Annotated in this window: 16 protein-coding genes; 6 read left to right on the plus strand and 10 right to left on the minus strand. The window is 43.9% G+C overall.

The window, feature by feature from the left end; genetic code table 11:
- Positions 1-9 precede the first annotated feature (9 nt).
- From panP to OCV12_RS06170, 4 genes are all read right to left on the minus strand, one after another.
- The gene (panP, locus tag OCV12_RS06155) at positions 10-1,653 is read right to left on the minus strand and encodes a pyridoxal-dependent aspartate 1-decarboxylase PanP (protein WP_017630381.1); all 1,644 of its coding nucleotides are present in this window, start codon (positions 1,651-1,653) and stop codon (positions 10-12) included.
- Between the two features lie 118 nt (positions 1,654-1,771).
- Positions 1,772-2,299: a hypothetical protein gene (locus tag OCV12_RS06160; RefSeq protein WP_146492362.1), complete on the minus strand. Its 528-nt coding sequence runs from the start codon at positions 2,297-2,299 to the stop codon at positions 1,772-1,774.
- A 174-nt stretch (positions 2,300-2,473) separates the two neighbouring features.
- A complete protein-coding gene (locus OCV12_RS06165; RefSeq protein WP_176681525.1) occupies positions 2,474-3,379 on the minus strand; it encodes a lysine exporter LysO family protein in 906 nt (301 codons plus the stop codon).
- 38 nt (positions 3,380-3,417) lie between these two features.
- Positions 3,418-4,338 carry an HDOD domain-containing protein gene (locus OCV12_RS06170; protein WP_017630378.1) on the minus strand — a complete coding sequence of 307 codons (921 nt, stop codon included), beginning with the start codon at positions 4,336-4,338 and terminating at the stop codon, positions 3,418-3,420.
- Positions 4,339-4,696: 358 nt separating this feature from the next.
- Between OCV12_RS06170 and OCV12_RS06175 the strand changes: the two genes are divergently transcribed.
- The gene (locus OCV12_RS06175) at positions 4,697-5,278 is read left to right on the plus strand and encodes a TfoX/Sxy family DNA transformation protein (protein ID WP_019822603.1); all 582 of its coding nucleotides are present in this window, start codon (positions 4,697-4,699) and stop codon (positions 5,276-5,278) included.
- Positions 5,279-5,424: 146 nt separating this feature from the next.
- Here the strand turns inward: OCV12_RS06175 and OCV12_RS06180 are convergent, their stop codons facing one another.
- The 3 genes from OCV12_RS06180 to OCV12_RS06190 all read right to left on the minus strand — a co-directional run bounded on the left by OCV12_RS06180 (position 5,425) and on the right by OCV12_RS06190 (position 8,698).
- Positions 5,425-5,967, minus strand: a complete 543-nt coding sequence (locus tag OCV12_RS06180) for a hypothetical protein (RefSeq protein WP_060467931.1) — start codon at positions 5,965-5,967, stop codon at positions 5,425-5,427.
- Between the two features lie 297 nt (positions 5,968-6,264).
- Entirely contained in the window at positions 6,265-6,762 is a 498-nt protein-coding gene (locus tag OCV12_RS06185) for a response regulator (protein WP_261885626.1), read from the minus strand.
- Positions 6,755-8,698: an ATP-binding protein gene (locus tag OCV12_RS06190; protein ID WP_261885627.1), complete on the minus strand. Its 1,944-nt coding sequence runs from the start codon at positions 8,696-8,698 to the stop codon at positions 6,755-6,757. Before OCV12_RS06190 ends, OCV12_RS06185 begins: the two co-directional genes overlap by 8 nt.
- A gap of 183 nt (positions 8,699-8,881) precedes the next feature.
- On the opposite strand from OCV12_RS06190, the gene OCV12_RS06195 reads away from it, so the two are divergent.
- The 4 genes from OCV12_RS06195 (at position 8,882) to OCV12_RS06210 (ending at position 14,944) form a co-directional block, all read left to right on the plus strand.
- On the plus strand, positions 8,882-10,144 hold the full coding sequence (locus OCV12_RS06195) for a YdgA family protein (RefSeq protein WP_261885628.1): 1,263 nt from the start codon (positions 8,882-8,884) through the stop codon (positions 10,142-10,144).
- A gap of 163 nt (positions 10,145-10,307) precedes the next feature.
- Positions 10,308-11,402, plus strand: coding sequence for a 3-phosphoserine/phosphohydroxythreonine transaminase (gene serC, locus OCV12_RS06200; RefSeq protein WP_261885629.1), 1,095 nt, complete (start codon positions 10,308-10,310; stop codon positions 11,400-11,402).
- Positions 11,403-11,783: 381 nt separating this feature from the next.
- Positions 11,784-12,932: a sugar ABC transporter substrate-binding protein gene (locus tag OCV12_RS06205; protein WP_261885630.1), complete on the plus strand. Its 1,149-nt coding sequence runs from the start codon at positions 11,784-11,786 to the stop codon at positions 12,930-12,932.
- Positions 12,933-12,952: 20 nt separating this feature from the next.
- Positions 12,953-14,944 (plus strand): GGDEF domain-containing protein, encoded by a 1,992-nt coding sequence (locus OCV12_RS06210; protein ID WP_261885930.1) that lies wholly within the window; start codon positions 12,953-12,955, stop codon positions 14,942-14,944.
- Positions 14,945-14,951: 7 nt separating this feature from the next.
- Here OCV12_RS06210 and OCV12_RS06215 read toward each other — a convergent pair whose 3' ends face one another.
- Positions 14,952-15,767, minus strand: coding sequence for an AraC family transcriptional regulator (locus OCV12_RS06215; RefSeq protein ID WP_261885631.1), 816 nt, complete (start codon positions 15,765-15,767; stop codon positions 14,952-14,954).
- Between the two features lie 152 nt (positions 15,768-15,919).
- Here OCV12_RS06215 and OCV12_RS06220 point away from each other — a divergent pair, with 152 nt between their 5' ends.
- Positions 15,920-16,612 (plus strand): MOSC domain-containing protein, encoded by a 693-nt coding sequence (locus OCV12_RS06220; RefSeq protein ID WP_261885632.1) that lies wholly within the window; start codon positions 15,920-15,922, stop codon positions 16,610-16,612.
- A gap of 88 nt (positions 16,613-16,700) precedes the next feature.
- Here OCV12_RS06220 and OCV12_RS06225 read toward each other — a convergent pair whose 3' ends face one another.
- Both OCV12_RS06225 and OCV12_RS06230 read right to left on the minus strand, forming a co-directional pair.
- Positions 16,701-17,417, minus strand: coding sequence for a 3'-5' exonuclease (locus tag OCV12_RS06225; protein WP_176681517.1), 717 nt, complete (start codon positions 17,415-17,417; stop codon positions 16,701-16,703).
- A 5-nt stretch (positions 17,418-17,422) separates the two neighbouring features.
- Complete coding sequence (locus OCV12_RS06230; protein ID WP_176681516.1) at positions 17,423-19,312, minus strand: DUF294 nucleotidyltransferase-like domain-containing protein; 1,890 nt, start codon at positions 19,310-19,312, stop codon at positions 17,423-17,425.
- Between the last annotated feature and the right edge of the window lie 6 nt (positions 19,313-19,318).

Here is a 19,318-nt window from a genome sequence, read left to right on the forward strand (position 1 = left end):
ATTGAATGGCTATGCGTTGATTTGCGTAACCAACTTGGTGATTTTACCCATCAAGTTAGGCGCTAGTTTAGAGATCTCGCGTTGTTCTTCAAGCACTGAAGAAAGAATCTCATTACCTGTTAGTGGGTTAGCTAACACGACGCGGAAAACAATGATTGGCTGGTGTGCCCAAGCCTCAGGGTTTAAGCGTGTTCGTGATACAAAAGATTTGCCGGTTTCACGCTGCTTCTTCTGAATAAACTTAGTCAGTTCGTTAAGCAACTCGTTCAACTGTACGCGTTGTTCAGGCTCCGCTTTAAGCAGCGCAGCTTTTACTGATTCAGGTACGTAGCGATAAGTCAGCAGGCAAAGTTCTGGCTCTGATACCAACTCAAAATCGCTTTGCTGTTTAATAAGGTCGGCAAAGTAACGTGCCTTATTGATGCTTTGGTCGATCAGCAGCTCATAACCTGGGCGGCTAATGATGTGCATAGCTGCATAAACCAACATCGCCATGCCTGAACGTGAACCTTCTAAAGTATGGCTGCCTAAGTCTTTAGAGCCTTTACGCAGGATGTATTGAGCGTGATGTTCAATCGCTGTCATCGCATCTGGCTTCTTAAACAGAACCATGCCTGCACCCATAGGGATGTAAAGCTGTTTGTGCGCATCGATGGTGACGGAGTCAGCCAATTCGATACCATCAAGCAGGTGACGATGATTGTTAGACATCAAGGTCGCACCGCCCCAAGCCGCATCCACATGGAAGTGACAATCTGATTCTGCACACACCTCAGCTATATCTTTAAGTGGATCGATATTGCCAGTTTCGGTTGTGCCAGCCACGCCGATCACGGCAAAAGGCTTAATCTTGTTCTGCTTTAGTTGCTCAATCTTAAGTCTTAGGTCGTCAGTGCAAATACGGTTGTCGTTATCCGTCTTAACCGATACCAAACCTTCTTGGCCAATACCAAGCACATCTGCGGCTTTCTTAAGAGAGTAGTGACCACGTTCAGAGACTAAGATGGCAAGACCTTCATAGTCGTAGTGCTTCATGGCTTTGAATAAGCCTTCTTTTTCGACACCTTTGAACGAACCTTGTGCTTTCAGTGCATTGTTGCGTGCAACCCAAAGCGCCGTAATGTTTGCAATGGTACCGCCAGAACAAAACGCACCCAAAGAGTGGTTAGCACTGTGCATCCAGCGAGAATAGAACTGGTCGTTATCTTGATAGATCAAGCGATGTAGCATGCCCAGAACTTGGCGTTCTAGGGGAGTGAAAGCTTTGGAGGTCTCAATTTTTACTAGGTTCTGATTCAACGCAATCATGATTTTAGAAAGCGGCATCAGGAAGTACGGCAATGCAGACGTCATGTGACCAATAAAACTTGGCGAAGACGTATGTACCGAATGAGACACGAGCGAATCGAGGAGATGCTCAGTATGTTCAGAAACAAACTCAGGCTGCTCTGGGATATGAGCATTTGAAAAATCTTTCTCAATTTCACGCAGCGGCTTTTCTTCAGCCACAATATGTTCACGTAAGAATTGATTCAGGTTTCGTGAAAGTTTGTCTTCAATTTGAGTGAGTGTTGAATCTGGGCCTTCCGGTACCGTGAAGATACGTAGAAGACTGTCGAAGCTAACATCTGCTGTTTTTTGTTCCGTAACCATAGCAAGCGAGTTATTTTTCTAATATTGACGCGAGCGGGACAATCTAAACGAAAACGGGAACAATGTCCCGTCTTAATTATGAAATCCAACTTCTCAAAAAAGCATATTAAATGAGTGGTTATTTACACTTAATCGCTTCAAGTTTAGCAATCGACTGGTTGTAGCGTTGAAGCGCTGTGTCGATTTGCTTAGGGTGGCTAAGCAGTTCTGCAAACGCTGAACGTAGCTCGTAGTTTTGAGCATGAGGCTTTGATTGACGGTCGTCGAACGTGGTTTTTGCTACTTTGCCTAGTTCGTCATCGCGCTGTGAAAGCGTCTTAATGTCGTGTTGCTCAAGCTGTAGCCAACCTTCAACAGGTTGCTCTGTTGCCACTTTGCTTGAGTCGTTGACTAAGTAGTAGTGAACGGCTGCACGATTTAGCTCAAAGTGGTGCTTACGACCTTCTAGGAACCACTCACTTACTTCGGTTAGTTCTGGGTATTGCTCAGACGTTAATGCCGCAAGGTCAGTATACCAACCTAAAGAAGCGTCGATGTACGCATCATATTTTTTTGCTTGGCACTGGTTTGTCTCAGACATTGAATCTGCTGCAAAAGAGAAAGTAGAAGTTGTAGCTAGCAGTAATGCGACGCAAAGGCGTTTCATAGTGGTTCCTTTTGTAAGTTTATTCTTTTTATAACTTTGTCGTTACAGGTTACCGTGATCGTTATTTGTTGAGCAATGACACTTAGTGTGTTTTTATTTCGGTAACTGTATCGGTGTCTTGGGCATTGGTATTCGAGATGCATTCTAATCTAAAACAAACGCTATTCCTGCGATCTAGTTAGCAAGAGATACAAAGAACAACATCAAAATAGGCACAAGCAGACTCAATATAAAACCACTGACAATCGCGATAGGGACACATCGAACGCCACCTGTTGTTTGAATCACTGGCAAAGTGAAGTCCATTGCTGTCGCGCCTGCATAGCCAATAGAGGTGCATGGGTAACTGCGGATAAGCACTGGGATCAGCACTAATGCTACTAACTCTCTCAAAAGCTCTAGCATGAAAGAAGCTCCGCCATAAACGGGGCCGAACGCGTCACCCATTAAGATACCGGCGAGAGAGTACCAGCCAAAACCAGAAGACATAGCTAAAGCTTTGAACAGTGGAATATCAAGTAGGTAAGCCGCGATAACGCCGCCTAACATTGAGGTGATGATGATTGTCACCGCGATGACCATGCCGTGTTTATTGAGCAAAATCTGTCGAAGTGTTAAACCGCTATTACGCAGTTGAATGCCAATAAAGAACAGCAGCACAAACAGAATCCATTCACTTGCCGTATCTACCCAGTCAAGGCCGATAGGCAGCACTAGACCAGCAATAAGACCAGAACCCACGACTAAAATCAGCTTGGCAGATTCCATCGCCATCGAAGAGAGGGGCAGCTTCTTTTTGCTACTGTCTGTTTTGAGTGGCAGTAACTTATCAATCGCAGGAAGCGCCATTAGATTACAGACGCTTAAGCAGACAAAGAAAGTGACGGTATAAAGAAGTATTGTCTGCAGGTTGCTGCCAAGGTTATCGAGCGCCGCTAAGCTAAGGCCCATTAAGGCGAGAATCACGTAGATTAAACGTGATGTTGAGCGGTTGATAAATTCGAGCGTTTGAGCGTTTGAAATAGAAAACAGATACCCCACGACCAGTGGAGCAAATATAAAGATCATCCCTGTAAACATGCTTTCCCCATTGCATTTACTTCATATATAACGGTGACTTAGAAGCCGCTAGCGTTGATAACGTCGTTTAGCTTTGCATTAAAATCATGTTTACTCAAGTTGCTTAACTTATAAAGCACTTCTGCACCCGTCACGTTTAGTTCAACTTCGTGATCGTCGATGTTCTCGTCCTTGTTTCTGAACATCAATAGGTGGTTAGCGATTCGTGCAATATCTAAGTAAGACACTTCACGTTCTTCTTGTTTGTTGATGGTGTTGCTGCACACGTCAATGAAGTCGCTGTCGAAACCCCAGCGGTCAAGAACCAACTTACTGGTTGCAGAACATTGGCCTTGGAAGATCTGCAAAGCAATGTCGTGATCTAGGTAGTTGCCGTTTTCGAGATAGAGGTGGTATTCGCTAACCAAACAGAACAAGCCGATGTCAGCGAGTAGTCCTACAAGCAATGACTTTTCATGTTCTAGGTAGCGGTATTCAAGAGGGGAGAGCTCTTTGAAACCGTTGGTCACCAAGACCATAGTGGCACCCAGCTCTTTGGATACAGAAGCGCTCTGAACCAACAGTTGATTACACTCTTTGCTCAGATTAACGGAATGCTTGAGCTGTTCAATTGCTTGAGCTGTAACGATGTCACGCACACGTAATATGCCAAGACGCGATACCGCCGTCATAATATCGACACACGTAATGTTGCGTCGGTTAAAGACCACGGAATTTGCAACACGAATCACGATAGCTGTTAAGCCAGGGTCTTCGAGTAAGCACTCGGCAACTTCGGCAATCCCTGTGGATTCAAGGGTACACAGCTTTTGAATTTTCAGTACAACGTTGGGGATAGGAGGAAGTGTTATTTTTCCCGCTGAGATAGAATGTCCAACCAGTTGGGCAAACTCTGATTCTAGACCCTTTAAGAGAAGAGCCTTATTTTGTGGTAGCCAGAAAAACGATAAATGATTCATATAAAAAGTAAAAACATGTATGTCCTGCCATTTTACAAGCCGCGATGCTGCGAGGCAATACTCATCGGACAACATAAGCTTTAATAATTTGAACGGGTGTATCACCAAGCGTCAAAATTCAATCATAGTTTGATACTTTACTGTGATGTCAATCATGAAAAACCGGAATACACAATTGATTGATGTGAACTAAGTCCAGACTTATTTTTCTTTTCGAAGTATCATTTATTTAAAGGTGAAAAACGCAATCATAATATTCACCTAAAGAATAAAAAAATAGATTTAAAATTTTTCGCATAAAAAGCTGCTTGTCTGGTGATCAACCTAATCGGGGTAATTTGATTAAGGATCAACGGATATGACCGAGACAGCATTTATTAATTACGTGAATCAATTTGGTGAGCATCAAAAACGTTCTATGTTTGGAGGTATTGGCCTCTTTCAAAATGACGCTATGTTCGCTTTATTGAGTGAAGGTTGTTTATTCATTAGAGGTGGAAAGTCATTAGATAAAAAACTGACCGATCTTGATTGTGAAAAGTATCGTCATGTGAAAAAACAGACAACAGCAACCGTAAATTACTACGATATTACTGACTTGTTTACATGCGAACATCCTGAATTGGATAGCATTATTCGTACTTCAATCGATAATTCAATTCAGCAACGCAGCTTCAAGAAATCATCAGCAAGCCGTAGATTAAGAGATCTGCCAAACATGCAGCTTACACTAGAGCGCATGGTTAAGAAGGCTGGTGTGGATGATGTATCAATGTTTATGCAGTTGGGCGCGCCTGAAGTGTTTAATAAGGTTCGCAAAGCGTACGGAAACGATGTTGACCTAAAACTACTTTGGAAATTTGCGGGCGCGATTGATGGTATTCACTGGAAACTATTACAAGAGCCACGCAAGCAGCAATTATTAAAGAGCTGCCACTAAAGAAGTCTTCCTTATATGCTTAAGATCACTGTTAATAAATAAAAACCGAGGAATGTCCTCGGTTTTTTTGTTTCTGTCTTAGTCGCATTTCTTAAAAGATTAAGTATGAAAAGACTAAGTGCTCATGGGAGCTGCCTCGTTAAGTCTTAGAACTTGAAACGAGTAGTGAACATTAGCTGGTCACCGTAGAAGTCGTTGATACGAGCTTCAGCACCGATAGAGAATAGCTCTGTAGAGTGGAAACGTGCGTAAACAGAACCTGTCCAATCATCGTTATCATCGATAGAAACGTAACCACCTTTACCACCAACTTCTAGTTGTGGACCAAGCCATTGGCGAACACCAACGTTGATTTCCATACCGATATCAGTAGAGCTTGAGTTTTCAGGTTGAACGATGCGCGCTAGCATTTCACCTGTTAGATCAGCCCAGTTGTTGATTGGAGCGTGGAAACCAAGACCTACAGCAGAGTCGTAATCGCCTTCAAATTCTGAATCGATACGCGCTACAGCGTGAGCATTCGGGTGGATTGACTTACTGAACGCACCACCAAATGTAACTGGGCTAGCACCGATACGTGCTTCGAAGTAATCGTAGCTGAAGTTGCTCATTACTTGTGGTTGTTCATCGACAGCTAGCGCTTGACTAGAAGCCAATAGCATAGCGGTAGTAAGTAGTATTTTGCGCATAACGACCGTAAACCTTTATTAGTGTTAATTCCTTTGGTTTGAGAAAAATCAGGCAAACCATAAACATTGAGACAGTTTAATCTAACTCACGGAAAAGTAATCCATTAAAATGTAAATCCTTACTCATTTAGTTAAAAAATAAGCAAATTAAGGATCAGTCTGTAACGGAGATCTCATGTTTTACGCTGAATAAGAAAAAGAGGCGAGCGAATTATCCAAAATTTATATGTATTCGATCGGTTCTTATATCGGATACCGCTTTTCTCACTGCCTATTAAACGCTACTCATCGTTAGCGCTATTCCCCGAAGCTTGTTCGTTTGTCTGCCATCGAAGTAAGGATGCGTTCGGTGTCTAAAATGGCCGTCCAGTTAAGTAGTTGTTTGTCGTTGGCAATAACATAGTCAGTCAGCTGCTGAGTAATGGTGTCTCTGAGTTGATCGCCTTGCCAAGGTTTGGAGATATAGAAATCGAGAGCTGCGTTGTTAATGGCGGTGACCGTATCTTCCAAGCCAGCTTGTCCTGTGAGCAACAGCTTGCGTGTTGGCTTAGTCGAGTCTTGTTGATTAAGTTCGATAAGAAAATCGATGCCGGTTTTTTCTGGCATGATGTGGTCACACAAGATCAAAGCGAGCTTGATACCATCTTGTCCCATTTCTTTAATCACTTGATTGGCTTCATCGACCGATTCAGCCCCTTCAACGATAAAGTTTTCTTCAAATACCGCTAAATCTTGAAGCACACTGTTGAGAACTTCAGGTTCATCATCGACACATAAAATTAGGTACTTATTCATGAGGTGCTCCTTCTTGTTTGAATGGAAGCCATACTTGCATGTTAGTATGGCTGCCTACCTCAGACTCCACCAAAATAAACCCTTGATGAGCCGAAACGATTTGTTGAGAAATGGACAACCCAATTCCTAAACCAAAGTTGCCTTCTTTTTTGGTGGTGAAGTTTGGATTGAAAATAGTGTTGATGTCTTCTTTGGCGATACCATGGCCGGTGTCCGATATTTGCACCACCAGAAAAGCGTCTTCACCTTTAGTTTCTTGAGACGTGGTGATAGAGACTTTGCCTCGCACCGAAAGAGCATCAAGTGCATTAGAGAGAAGGTTGGTCCACACCTGTTGCAGCGCAAGTGACTGGCACAACAAAGGCGGTAAATCGGTGTCGTAGTGCTTTTCGAGTCGGTGATGCTTCAGTCTGTTTTCAAAGATCACTAAGGTATCTTCAAGCCCTTCATGGATATCCGCATAGTGACGCACTTCTTCATCTTCTCGGGCATAGCTTTTTAGGCTTTTGACCATATCGGCAATACGTTTGCTGCACACTTTGATTGAGCGGATAGAGTTCCCGACATAATGATAATGCTCTAAGTCGTTGAGTAGCTCTTTGCCTGCGACAGGGGAGTCTTTTAAGGTATCTAAGACAGCAGCGTCTTGGCTTAAGTTGAGCCTCACTGCTTTTTTGGCCAGAGCACGATCATCGATGGTCGATGTGAGGTGTTTGACTAGCTGTCTTTCCTGCGCTGTGGATAATGGTTTCGCTAATTTTGAATGCGCTAATACGTCAGTCCCTTTGTTTGATTCAGGGAGTGACGAGTTCTCAAGTATCTGGTCTAGATGTTCAGATAGAGTTTCAATACTGCGCAATATAGCTGCAATCGGATTATTCAGTTCGTGAGCAACGCCTGCTACCAGTTGACCCAACATCGCCATCTTTTCTTTTTCGATCAATTGCTGGTGGGCAGATTCCAGTGACTCGAGGGTTTGCTGTAGCTTGATCTTATTGGTGATGCTTCGCTGTAATCGTCGATTGAAGTGACGCAGCAATAGATTGGTAAATAGAGGAAGTAGGGTATTGTTGGAATGCATTACCTGGGCAAAGCTGTCTTTATCAAGCTTAATCACTCGCGTTTGGGTAAGAGTTATTCCAGTAGAGAACGAAGGTTCGCCTGTCACAAATGACATCCCGCCAACAATGTTCCCTTTTGAGTGGCGGACTACCTCTCTCTGTTGTCCCAATTCATCCTTTTTGTAGAGAGCCACTTCGCCTTCGATGATTAACCATAGGAAGCGATTGTCTTCACCTTCAACCGTTAATAAGTGTTCTGGTGAGTAATCACGAATCGCTTTAGATTTGTCATCTTTAGAGAAGACCTCCTGCAATGCACTAACGACACGCTCGGCAAGGGCATTATCAGAAAGCTGGTGGTAGTCATGAATGAATCCAGATTGAAACGATTGAATCTTTTGTTCGATGTGTGCTCTGAGTAAACGCTGCTGGTCGAGTGCGTCGCTGTAAGACAACAGATTTTCAGAGTCATATTGAATAACAAAAGACGTCAGCTCTTTTTGTGCTGACTTGAAGAGCACCTGATCTTGAACCGGTTTGGTTAAGCAATGGTTGAGCCTACCTTCGTTTACTGCCGTCAGGATCGATTGAATGTCTGACGAGGCGCTGACCAAGATGGTTCTAGCAGTATTACTATGAGGAAGCTGTTCAAGTTCAATCAGAAACTGTACGCCATTAAACTCAGAATGATGATGAGTGATCACCAAGGCAACGGTCTGGTGATGATCATGGATATCTTCTAATGCGTGGTGCGCGTCTTCTATGTTCTCGGCAGTATAAATGTCGAATACACAAGATAACGGAGCAAGCTCCGATCGTATTCTTTCAATGCTAACCGGATTATTGTCCAAACAAATAACAGCGTATTGATTCACGGCTTTACCTTAGTAGTAGCGACGCTTCTAGCCTATCAAGAAGTCTTCAATAAGGATGAGAGCTAGCCGTTAATTTGTTGAGGGAATTGAAGTATCGAGCAATAGACTGATTTAACTCAATGTTTCTTGTTTGCGACTGATGGGTTAGACTAAAAAAAACAGACACGTGTAGAAAGAGAACTCATGGAACAGTTAAGAAAAATTGGCGCAATCGGCGGAGCAATCTCATTGGCACTTTGTTGGCCACTAGCGGTTGGGCAAATTGGACAAAACGCGATTACTGATGGCGTTGCAAAGCTTAACAATTCAAGCATTCAAGCTGAGATCGTGGAATACGATAGAGGTTACTTGTCTTCTAATGTCACCACTCGTGTAACAGTGACCGATGAAAGCCTGAAAGAGCAACTTGCGATTGATGGCTTACCTAGTGAGTTTGTCATTAATAGTGCGGTTAGCCACGGTTTAGTGAGCTTAAACGCGCTATCAACGTTTGAGAACGCTGACATTCTGCCTCTTACTCTGACTACCAGCACGGAACTAAACGGCAACACGGACTTCAACTTCGAGTTAAGCCAGTTCAATCATCAAGGTTCTGATGAGAATGGTACTTCAGTATCTATCACGAAATCGAACCTGTCTGGCCACGCGACTGTGTTAGGCCAAGTGGATTACGAGCTTTCTATCCCTTCGGTTCAAATTGATTTTGAAACGGGTGAAGAGGTAACACTGTCTAACCTGAAAGGCGTTGGTTCAGGTCAGCAAGCGAAAGGTTACTGGTTAGGTACACAGAACTTTACGATCGATAGCTTCTTGGTTACAGATTCAACAATGCAACCATTCATGACGATTGAAAACTCTAAGTATGATTTTGAATCGCACCTAGACGAAGCGACTAAGCGCCTGCGCAGCAACCTTAAACTGGATATCGCAAACATCGAAACCAATGAAGGTCAATTGAATAACCTAAACGTTGATTTTGAAATGTCGAAACTGGACAGCCAATCGTTTGAGAAGATCTTTGAGATCTACCAATCGAATCCAGTTATGACTCAAGAAGACGTAGCTGAGATCATTCCATTCATCGACATACTGTTTGCTAAAGGCTTCGACCTTTCAATGAACAACATGTCGTTAGAATTGGGTAAGGGGCAGTTTGAATCTAAATGGTTGGTGAGCGTACCGGAAGGCACAGAAAACATCAGCAGCAACCCGTCAATGATTGTTCCTGCACTGACGGGTAATGTTCATTCTAGTTTCTCAAATGAGTTGGTTGAAGAATACCCATTCATTCGCGAAGGCATCGATGAATTGATCGTGATGGAAATGATCAAAGAAACCGAAAGTGGTTATGAAATCAGTGCTGACCTAGAAAATGGAAACCTAGTGTTTGAAAATGGACAAGAAATTCCATTAATTGCGCTACTTATGCCTGCTTTTGTTCAATAAACAGAGCAAAGGTTAATACTGATAGGGTGATTTAGCGGATTAAGTTTAAACATTTTATACGGTACAAAACAAAAGAGGTCTTAAGACCTCTTTTGTTGTTTTTATGTTGGGTAAAACATGGTATTACTTGCATAGTTATTATTTAGCAGGAGCAATGATCCCCATGGAACTTACATTAGATAACGTATTCAACTTTAGTGCTGGCCCAGCGGCACTGCCTAAACCGGTAATGAAACAAGCACAAGCTGACTTCATTGATTGGAATGGTTTAGGTACTTCCGTTATGGAAATCAGCCATCGCAGCAAAGAATTTATTCAAGTTGCCGATGAGTCTGAGCAAGACCTACGTGATCTTCTGAACATCCCAGACAACTACAAAGTGCTTTTCTGTCAGGGGGGCGCTCGTGCTCAATTCGCTGCTGTTCCTCTAAACCTTCTTGGTGACGCGACAAAAGCGACTTACATTGATGCTGGTTACTGGGCTGAAAGTGCAGTAACTGAAGCAAGCAAGTACTGTGAAATCGACGTATTTAACGCTAAGACGTCAATTGACGGCAAAGCGGCTGTTGTTCCAGCTAAAGATTGGAAAATCGACCCAGAAGCGGCATACGTGCACTTTTGTCCAAATGAAACCATCGATGGTATTGAGATCAGTGAGCTTCCACAAACTGACAAACCAATCGTAGCGGATATGTCATCTAACATTCTATCTCGCAAGATTGATGTGTCTCAGTACGGCGTTATCTACGCAGGCGCTCAAAAGAACATTGGCCCAGCGGGTATCTGTATTGCAATTGTACGTGATGATCTTTTGGAGCTTGCGAACGATGTATTGCCAAGCATCCTGAATTACAAAGTGCTTGCTGAAAAAGACTCTATGTTCAACACGCCACCAACCTATGCTTGGTACCTATCTGGCTTAGTTTTCAAGTGGTTGAAAGCTCAAGGTGGTGTAGAAGCGATGGAGCGTGTTAACCAAGAAAAAGCAGCGCTACTTTACAACGCAATTGATGATTCTGCTTTCTACAAGAACGACGTTCACACAGCAAACCGCTCAAGAATGAACGTGCCATTCCAACTAGCGAAACCAGAGCTAGACGGTAAATTCTTAGAGTTGGCTGATGCCGCGGGTCTTAAATCACTAAAAGGCCACAGAGCGGTGGGCGGCATGAGAGCTTCGCTTTATAACGCGATGTCTCTAGAAGGTGTTCAAGCTCTTGTAAGCTTCATGAAAGATTTCGAAGAAAAATACGCTTAATCAATGACAAGGCTTTGATTGATACATCGCTTATTTGCTTTGTATCGTGTCGAATGTCCTAAACGAGATGAATGCCGCTTTTGCGGCATTTTTTTTTGCCTGAGAGTACATAAAGGGTATGATGTGTTGCATTTGTCGTTCAGAGTGAAGCGAATGACAAAGTGCTTAGTTGTTATCGGGGGAGAGCAACTTTGCATCCATAAAAATAACTAATAAAAATAGCCAATAGAAAGCGTGGTTTTTCTGTTTATTATTGACCTTTTACTATATAACGTCTTTCCCCAAAATAACGATAAACTCCAACAGCCAATGCCGTCTCCACTCTTGATGGTTTCTGGCATCACTTCAATAGATGATACTTTTCGCCAAGAGGAATTAGGTGTGAGATTTTTGAGTATATTAGCGGCTTTGTTCCCTGTGCTTACTTACGCTTCTACCCTCGAAATATGGGCTGGTATCAATTACGAAACGGCGGATTACGTCAAAGAACACATCGAGTCGATGACTGAGCACAGTGTTGAAATACGTCCATTCGACATCAATAGCATCCGCTCTGAGCTTCTTGTGGCTGACCCTCGAGACAATACCTTCCCTGATGTTATTTGGGTGCCTTCGGATTTCTTAGGGCTGACTGAATATATTGAACTGGCAACCTTACCTTCTGCATGGGTCTATAGCTCACGTTATGAAAATAAGGCTCTTGATGCCGTAATGATTAATGGTGAGCTTAAGGCGCTACCGGTAGGAATCGGTAACCAGTTGGTCCTGTATTCGAACAAGCCACAAGACCATGCCATCAGCTGGGAAGAGTTGATTCAACAGTCTTCTGAGTCGAAGCGTGCCAGTGTTCTTTTCCCAAATCCGAACATGTACTTCTATCTGGCGTTCTTCCAACTGTTTTCAGAAGACATGCTTTCATCAAGGAATATCAATGGAGAGGGTTTAGTCTCAATCTTTGAATTCATCGATAAACTTGAGGATACAAAAACAATTGAACAATCGTGCAATGAGATATGTGCAAGACAGCGTTTCATTGACGGCGAGGTCGAGTTTTTGATTGATGGGGATTGGGCTTTCAGCGAACTTGAACAGGCGTACGGCGAGCATTTGCACGTTAACTCTTTACCAACCTATCGTGACAAGGCGATGTCTTCGTTCAGTGGCGCGAAGATTTTTGCAATCACCAAGAAAGGGATGAACAACCCGGAGAAAAGAGAGGCACTCAAAGAGGTGGTTCAGTACTTACAGTCGAACAGCTTTACCTATTTAGCACATTCAAACGCAATGATCTCACCATTTAGAGAAGCGAACCAACGTCGTGTCGAAGAAGGAAACACCACCTTCTCTAACATGTACGATGAATTTCAGTCGTCGCAAATGATGTCGAGTGATTACAAAATGGCGATAGTTTGGGAAGCTTCTGCAAGAGCCTATGAGCGATACAAATCGGATATGCCTAAGCAAGAACTGCACAAGTTTTATGATGACTTTGTGGAGTACTACTCAGCGAACATGAGGTCAGGCAATTGAAACTCTCATTGAAATACAGCATGGGCTTGGTGTTATTGGCTTGCGCGCTGTTACCTGCTTATTTCGCGGGGCAGCTTATATTGAACAAGCAAAACGAAAGCTCGCTTGAACAAAAAGAGATCAAGCTTGCCAATTCAACTGCGGGTATCAAGCAAACGGTACAAGAACAGATTAGCCTTACAGCGAGCCTTACGCAGTGGTTCTCACAAGATCGTTCACTGATTAAAGCGGGTGGGAATATCTTCTTCTCCAGCGTGGTTTGGGACAAAATGGAGAGCTTCAACGCGCTAGCAGACAGCGTGTCGGCGACCTATATATTGGATCGTAACTGGAAGCCGATTTATGACAGCAAAGGCAGTTTGTATCATTTCGAACAAAGCCAATTGCTTGATGATATAAAGCGCCCGCGGACAGCTTCTAAACAAGGGCTGCAATTTCATACCGAATTTGTAGAGTCAGATATTGCCGATAAAGCGAATGCAGGGCTCGCTTTTGTTGCTCCGATTCTACCGTATCGACTGATTGAGGGCTCAAGTTATACGCCGCAAGGTTATCTGGTCGTGTTAATGGGGTACGACCGATTAGAGTCTAAAGTAGCGCCTTTCCTATATGACAAAGAGTTTGTCGAGTTTGATTATTTGGCTCCCGCCAGTGAGCAACACGCGGAAACCGACACTAAGTTAATCACTAACGACAATAAGCTGTTTTCCGAAGCGTTAACATTGTCGCTGAAACATCATGTGTCGGACAGTGCTCGTTTACAAGAGATGCAGCAATCCCAAGTGGTGTTTGTTCGAATCCTATTTGTGACACTAGCCGTTGCAATCGTTTTTGCGCTGTTGTTGAATCGCGCCTTTTCAAGACAACTTAACCTACTGACCGGTTCGGTAGAGTCTTATTCCAATAATCAGCCACCAACGCACAACGCAGATGAACATCGTTTTACCGAGTTCACTGGATTCAGCCGTTTGTTGGAAAAAATGTGGTCTCGCATACAGCGTCAGCTGAGTGAACTGACGGTACGTAATGACCAATTGAGATCCGCTTACCAGCAGATTAAAGAGAACAACCTCAAGCTTGAAACCTTTAACACCCAGCTAGAGCAAACAGTTGAAGAGAAGACGAGTAGATTAACGCATTCACTGGCTCGTGAAGAGTCACAGAAAAACCGTATTCTGAAGATCGTTAAGTTCGCATCCATGAGGCAAAGTGTTGATTACCGATTGATTCCAGAACACGTGAATCGACAACTGAAATCGTTACTCCCGGATTGCCCAATTGAGTTCAGCTTTAACTCGGTTTCTTGTGGCGATATTTATGATGTCAGCATTACTGGTAGCGATACTGCTGATAGCGACATGACTAATAGCTACAAGGTTTTAAAAGACTCGCAAGAGACAACGATTGGCTACTTTTATTCTCAAAGTTTTACTTTGTTGAGTGAGGAAGACTTGCTGATTTTCGACTTATACCAAAAGCAGTTAGCTGGCTGGATAGAGCTCGAAAACATGAATCGTATCAACATATCGACAGGCTGTTACAACCGCAAAGCTTTCGATGAAGACTTGAACTTCTCTAAACAGCGCGCTACTGAGAACAAAGACAGTTTATCTCTGCTTATCATTGATATTAATGGATTAAAGGCCGCAAACGACCAGTATGGCCATGCGGTGGGTGATGAGCTGATAAAAGGTTGTACAGATGTCATTCGCAATCGGTTATGCGGTGCCAGCAACCTGTATCGATTAGGCGGTGACGAGTTTGCCATTCTTACTTTGATGCCTGCTGAACAACCAGTGCAAGAGCCCCAGAAACTGGCTGAACGACTCTATGCTGATCAAATTGACCAAACAGTCGAAACGCAGGTCGGCGTGAGTATTCCAGTTCGATTTTCGATTGGAGTCGCGTCAACAGAGTCGACAGATATCGATGAGTTGTTCTCTCAAGCGGATGAAGATATGTATCGTCAAAAGCGTCGTTATTATCAGACTCTTTCGACAGTCGGCAAATAGTCGGCTCTCACTGCTTTTTTCGACCATTAAAGCGAAACTGCTGTGGTGTGACATCAAACGTCGTCTTAAACGCTTTGATGTAAGATGAGTCATTCTGATAGCCGACTTGGTCAGCAATGCTTTGAATAGAGAGCTCTTCATCGAGTAAAGACAATGAGTAAATCAGGCGGATTTGTTGTCGCCACCGTTGGAATGATGTGTTGAATTCCTTTGAGAATAAACGCGACAAGGTTCGTTCTGATGCTCCGACTTTCTCTCCCCATTCCTTTAACGACAAATCCAACGTTGGTGTCTCTGTCAGCGCTTCAAATATAAGCTTCAAGCGTCTGTCTTCGGGTAACAACAACTGAAAGGTCTGAACATTGTCTTTCATGATCTGGTCGTGCAATACCGAGAGTAAGCGCGACACCTCGTCATCACTCACTAACCCTTCGCATTGTCTGCGGATCTCCTGTAATAGCTCATTTAAAAACGGCGTCAGTGTAATGGTTCGAACTTGAGGTTCATACTCTGTGCCGAAAGCTGGATTGAGATAGATGCCGACAAACGTCGTATGGCTTAAAGCGATAGATTCATGTTGAATACCCGCGGGTACAAACAAAGCAGAAGTATGAGGCACTAGATGCTGATAATGCTCGGTTTTCGTTTGTAATAGACCTTTGATTGGAAATATCACTTGATGCCACGTATGTTGGTGCATTGCATCGATATAGCCCTTGGGCATGTCGATGGTCTTCACTAATGCTGGTGATGCAGGATAGGCGACCATCATCTCATTTGAAGTCATTACTCCTGAGTGAGAATCTATTTGGCGGGTTAGCATGGTTAACTGTCCTTATGTCCCTATTCTGACGTGGCGTGACTAGGCTATCATGCTCGGCAATATGAATGAAGTCGATCATCAGTGTCGTATTATTTCATGCGGTTCAACAAGTATGTTTTCAGCAGGAAAGTTTCCAGTAAGAAGGAAGGGATATGAAGAAGTTAGGCGTAGTAAACAGTGTCTTGGCAGGTAAAACCGTAGCTTTTGCACATGGTGCAAACAGTGCTATTGATAAGCAGATTTTATCGGAGCGTCAGTATGCCACGGAGCTAGGTTTCACTAATGATGAGCAAGGCGACCCTCGCTTTCATGGTGGCATTCAAAAAGCCCTTCATATCTACCCAAGAGAGCACTACCCAATTTGGAAACAAGAACTGGGCGACAAAGCGATCTTCCAATCTGCAGGTGCATTCGGTGAGAACATTAGTTCATCTGGCATAACCGAAGAATCGATTTGCTTGAAAGATAAGATTCGCATTGGTTCAACATTGTTGGAAGTTTCACAGGGGCGTATGCCTTGTTGGAAGCTTAACGTACGATTCGAACAAAATGACATGGCGAGAAGGCTACAAGACACGCTTCGCACAGGGTGGTACTTCCGTGTATTAGAAGAAGGTGACATTGGTAAAGGCGACGAGATTACTCTGTGTGAAAGACCTTATCCAGATTGGTCGCTCGCTCGCATTATGGGCGCAGTTTTCACGGGAAGCTTAGATAAAGAACTGCTGAGTCAGATGACGGAATTGCCACTGGTTGAATCTTGGGGTGCACTCGTTGCTCGTCGCCTTGAAACTGGTGAAGTTGAAGATTGGGAAATGCGATTAGTTGGTCCAACAGTAGAATAAGCTCGGATGGTAAAAATAATAAAGCCCACTAATGGAAGTTAGTGGGCTTTGTGCTTAGGTCACTGATGTCTAAGTTTGCCTAACTCAATTAGAGCCAGAAACTCTTCAACGGCATCTCAGAGTCAAAGTGATGAGCGATCTGTGCTTGGAGTAGCTCTGCAGTCGCAATAGCATCGGTTAGTGCGTGGTGAGGTGTGTAGTCGGGTAGGTGGTACCGACGACGGCTCTGACCTAGTCTTACAGACGCTGGCTTTTTACCTTTCAGTTTGTTCCACAATCCGCCCGCCAGTTTGTTCTGGATTTGAGACTCAATCTCTAATGTGTCGAGCACTGGAAATTCAATCCCTTCACCAAGTCGTACCTTCAGAGCGTTATCTAAGAAGTCACGTTCAATACGACGATAGTGAACGACTGGGATGTGTCCCGCCATTGATTCAAGAATTTCGTCTAACACTTCACTAAGATCTGGCGCATCAATAATGTCATTGTGAGTAATGCCATGAATCACCACGGACTCTTCTTCCAACTTCTGCTTTGGCCTCAGAGTCCAGTGTTTCGCTTGTCGCAAGTAGATGCGATTGAGCGTAAACGGCACTAGACCAATGGTAATGATGCCATCTTTGTTTGGGTTTAACCCCGTTGTTTCAAAGTCGACCGCCAAGAAGGTCACTTCTGAAATGGGTGTATCAGGTGCTGGAAGAGGTTGGCTATAAAAATGCTTTAAGCGTTCATCTCTCGCGCGCTCAAGCTTTTGAGCAAACTTAAATGGCCAGTCAACCGCAGGTGATCTAAATAGTTTGTTCATAGGCCCTACTTAAACTTGTTGCTAGCTTGGTAACGGAACTTAAGGAAGTTCTGCGCATTACTTAAAATCTGGAATGCATCCTTCAAGTTACGTCGTTCAAAGTCAGACAGGTTTTCCGGTTCGATGTTGTTATCGGGCTCGACATTGTTATCAACGTCGTGCGCTTGGTGACGAATTCGAACCAAGGAGATGAATTCCATGGCATCTTTCAGATCCTGCGCTCGACCTTTTGGAAGAATACCCGCGTCAATAATGTCATCTAAACGCTCAAAAGAGTTCTTCGAACGAGACGCGACAGCCAAAGAGTGAACACGAATCAGATCCGCCAGCGGTGCAGTCCCACGACGCTTAAGGTTGATCGAGTTGTTATGACGGCCATCTTTTTCCATCACGAAATCTTTGAAGAAGCCCAGTGGTGGAGTACGGTTGAGTGCGTTACGAGCAAGACAGGCCAAGAAGCGGTTGTTCTTACGTGCACGTCTTACAATGAAGCTGTTCAATTGCTCAGCCCATTTTAAGCGGCCATAGACACCATCTAAGTCGAAGAAGATAGAGGCATTCAGCAAGGCTTTCGGGTTTGGATCATCAATCCAATCGGCAAAGCACTCTTCCCACTGTCGACGTGTCATGCGCCAAGTTGGGTTGGTTGCCATGATGTCGCCAGTACAGTAAACATAACCACACTGGTCTAAGCCGTCACAAATGAACTTTGAAAGCTCTTCAAAGTACTTGCCGTGTTTTGCTTCGTCGTATGTGTCATCAAGAATGATGGCGTTATCTTGGTCGGTAACCAGTAGCTGCTCGTCACGTCCCATAGAACCTAACGCAAGGAAACAGTATGGAATTGGCGATTTACCTAACTTCTCTTCACCCAACTCGATAATACGCTGCTTAAAGCTACGACCAATTACCGACATTGCGGTACCCACCATGTGAGCATTGGCATCTTCATTAACCAAACGCACAAAGCTGTCTTTCACTTGCTCGGAAAGCACTTTCAGATCTTCGATACTTTGCTGTTGGAAGATACTACTTACCAGTAACAGCGAGTTTTGAGACTCATAACGCACGATGTCAGTCGCCTCGATAATACCGATTGGCTTCTTATCTTTAAGCACTGGTAAGTGGTGCACGTTATAGCGAAGCATAGTCATCATGGCTTCGTAAACATAAGCATTGTGGTCGAGTGAGATAACTTCTGGTGTCATTACGCTAGAGACTTCGTCCGACGGGTCGAGACCTTCAGCCAGTACACGAGTACATAAATCTCGGTCGGTGATGATGCCAATCACGGGTGTTGAGTCATCTTCATCATCTTCAACGATTTCTGGGTCAATGATCAGCAGGGAAGAGACATTATCTTCAGCCATCATGGTCGCGGCTTGTTGAATCGTGCGAGTTTTCTCGATCATCGGCGCTTCGCTGGTCAGCAGCGTTTTTACCTTGGATGTCGTGAGATCGTTGGCATCGTTATTACTCGAGTTTGCTTGACGAAGACGCGCGTTATCTTCTACTTCTACGAAATCTGCAAAGGAGTCGTAGTTGTCGTAGAGCTCTTGGAAAATTGGCTCAGGAATGCAGTAGAGCAGGGTATCTTCGGTCGCTTTTACTGGGAAACGAACCTTGTTGTTGGTCAGTAGACCCATTTGGCCGAATAAGTGGCCTTCATCCAGGCGGTTATAGAGCTCGCCTTTACGACGGTAGACTTCTACTTCGCCGCTTCGAACAATGTAGAGATCATGAATTTGGTCACCAAAGTGAATGATAGGTGTGTCTTGGCGGTAGTAAGAAATTTCCACGCTACTGGTCACTTTCGCCAACATCTCCTCAGGGAGTTCTGTGAAAGGGGGGTATTGTGCCAGAAAGTTTTGAATCTCTAATAACTCAGCATCCATAATGAT

It is taken from the genome of Vibrio pomeroyi (assembly GCF_024347595.1).
Taxonomy (GTDB): domain Bacteria; phylum Pseudomonadota; class Gammaproteobacteria; order Enterobacterales; family Vibrionaceae; genus Vibrio; species Vibrio pomeroyi.

Coding starts and splice junctions, on each gene's coding strand:
- panP (WP_017630381.1), bottom strand. CDS start 1,653: ATGGTTACGGAACAAAAAACAGCAGATGTTAGCTTCGACAGTCTTCTA.
- OCV12_RS06160 (WP_146492362.1), bottom strand. CDS start 2,299: ATGAAACGCCTTTGCGTCGCATTACTGCTAGCTACAACTTCTACTTTC.
- OCV12_RS06165 (WP_176681525.1), bottom strand. CDS start 3,379: ATGTTTACAGGGATGATCTTTATATTTGCTCCACTGGTCGTGGGGTAT.
- OCV12_RS06170 (WP_017630378.1), bottom strand. CDS start 4,338: ATGAATCATTTATCGTTTTTCTGGCTACCACAAAATAAGGCTCTTCTC.
- OCV12_RS06175 (WP_019822603.1), top strand. CDS start 4,697: ATGACCGAGACAGCATTTATTAATTACGTGAATCAATTTGGTGAGCAT.
- OCV12_RS06180 (WP_060467931.1), bottom strand. CDS start 5,967: ATGCGCAAAATACTACTTACTACCGCTATGCTATTGGCTTCTAGTCAA.
- OCV12_RS06185 (WP_261885626.1), bottom strand. CDS start 6,762: ATGAATAAGTACCTAATTTTATGTGTCGATGATGAACCTGAAGTTCTC.
- OCV12_RS06195 (WP_261885628.1), top strand. CDS start 8,882: ATGGAACAGTTAAGAAAAATTGGCGCAATCGGCGGAGCAATCTCATTG.
- serC (WP_261885629.1), top strand. CDS start 10,308: ATGGAACTTACATTAGATAACGTATTCAACTTTAGTGCTGGCCCAGCG.
- OCV12_RS06210 (WP_261885930.1), top strand. CDS start 12,953: ATGGGCTTGGTGTTATTGGCTTGCGCGCTGTTACCTGCTTATTTCGCG.
- OCV12_RS06215 (WP_261885631.1), bottom strand. CDS start 15,767: ATGCTAACCCGCCAAATAGATTCTCACTCAGGAGTAATGACTTCAAAT.
- OCV12_RS06220 (WP_261885632.1), top strand. CDS start 15,920: ATGAAGAAGTTAGGCGTAGTAAACAGTGTCTTGGCAGGTAAAACCGTA.
- OCV12_RS06225 (WP_176681517.1), bottom strand. CDS start 17,417: ATGAACAAACTATTTAGATCACCTGCGGTTGACTGGCCATTTAAGTTT.
- OCV12_RS06230 (WP_176681516.1), bottom strand. CDS start 19,312: ATGGATGCTGAGTTATTAGAGATTCAAAACTTTCTGGCACAATACCCC.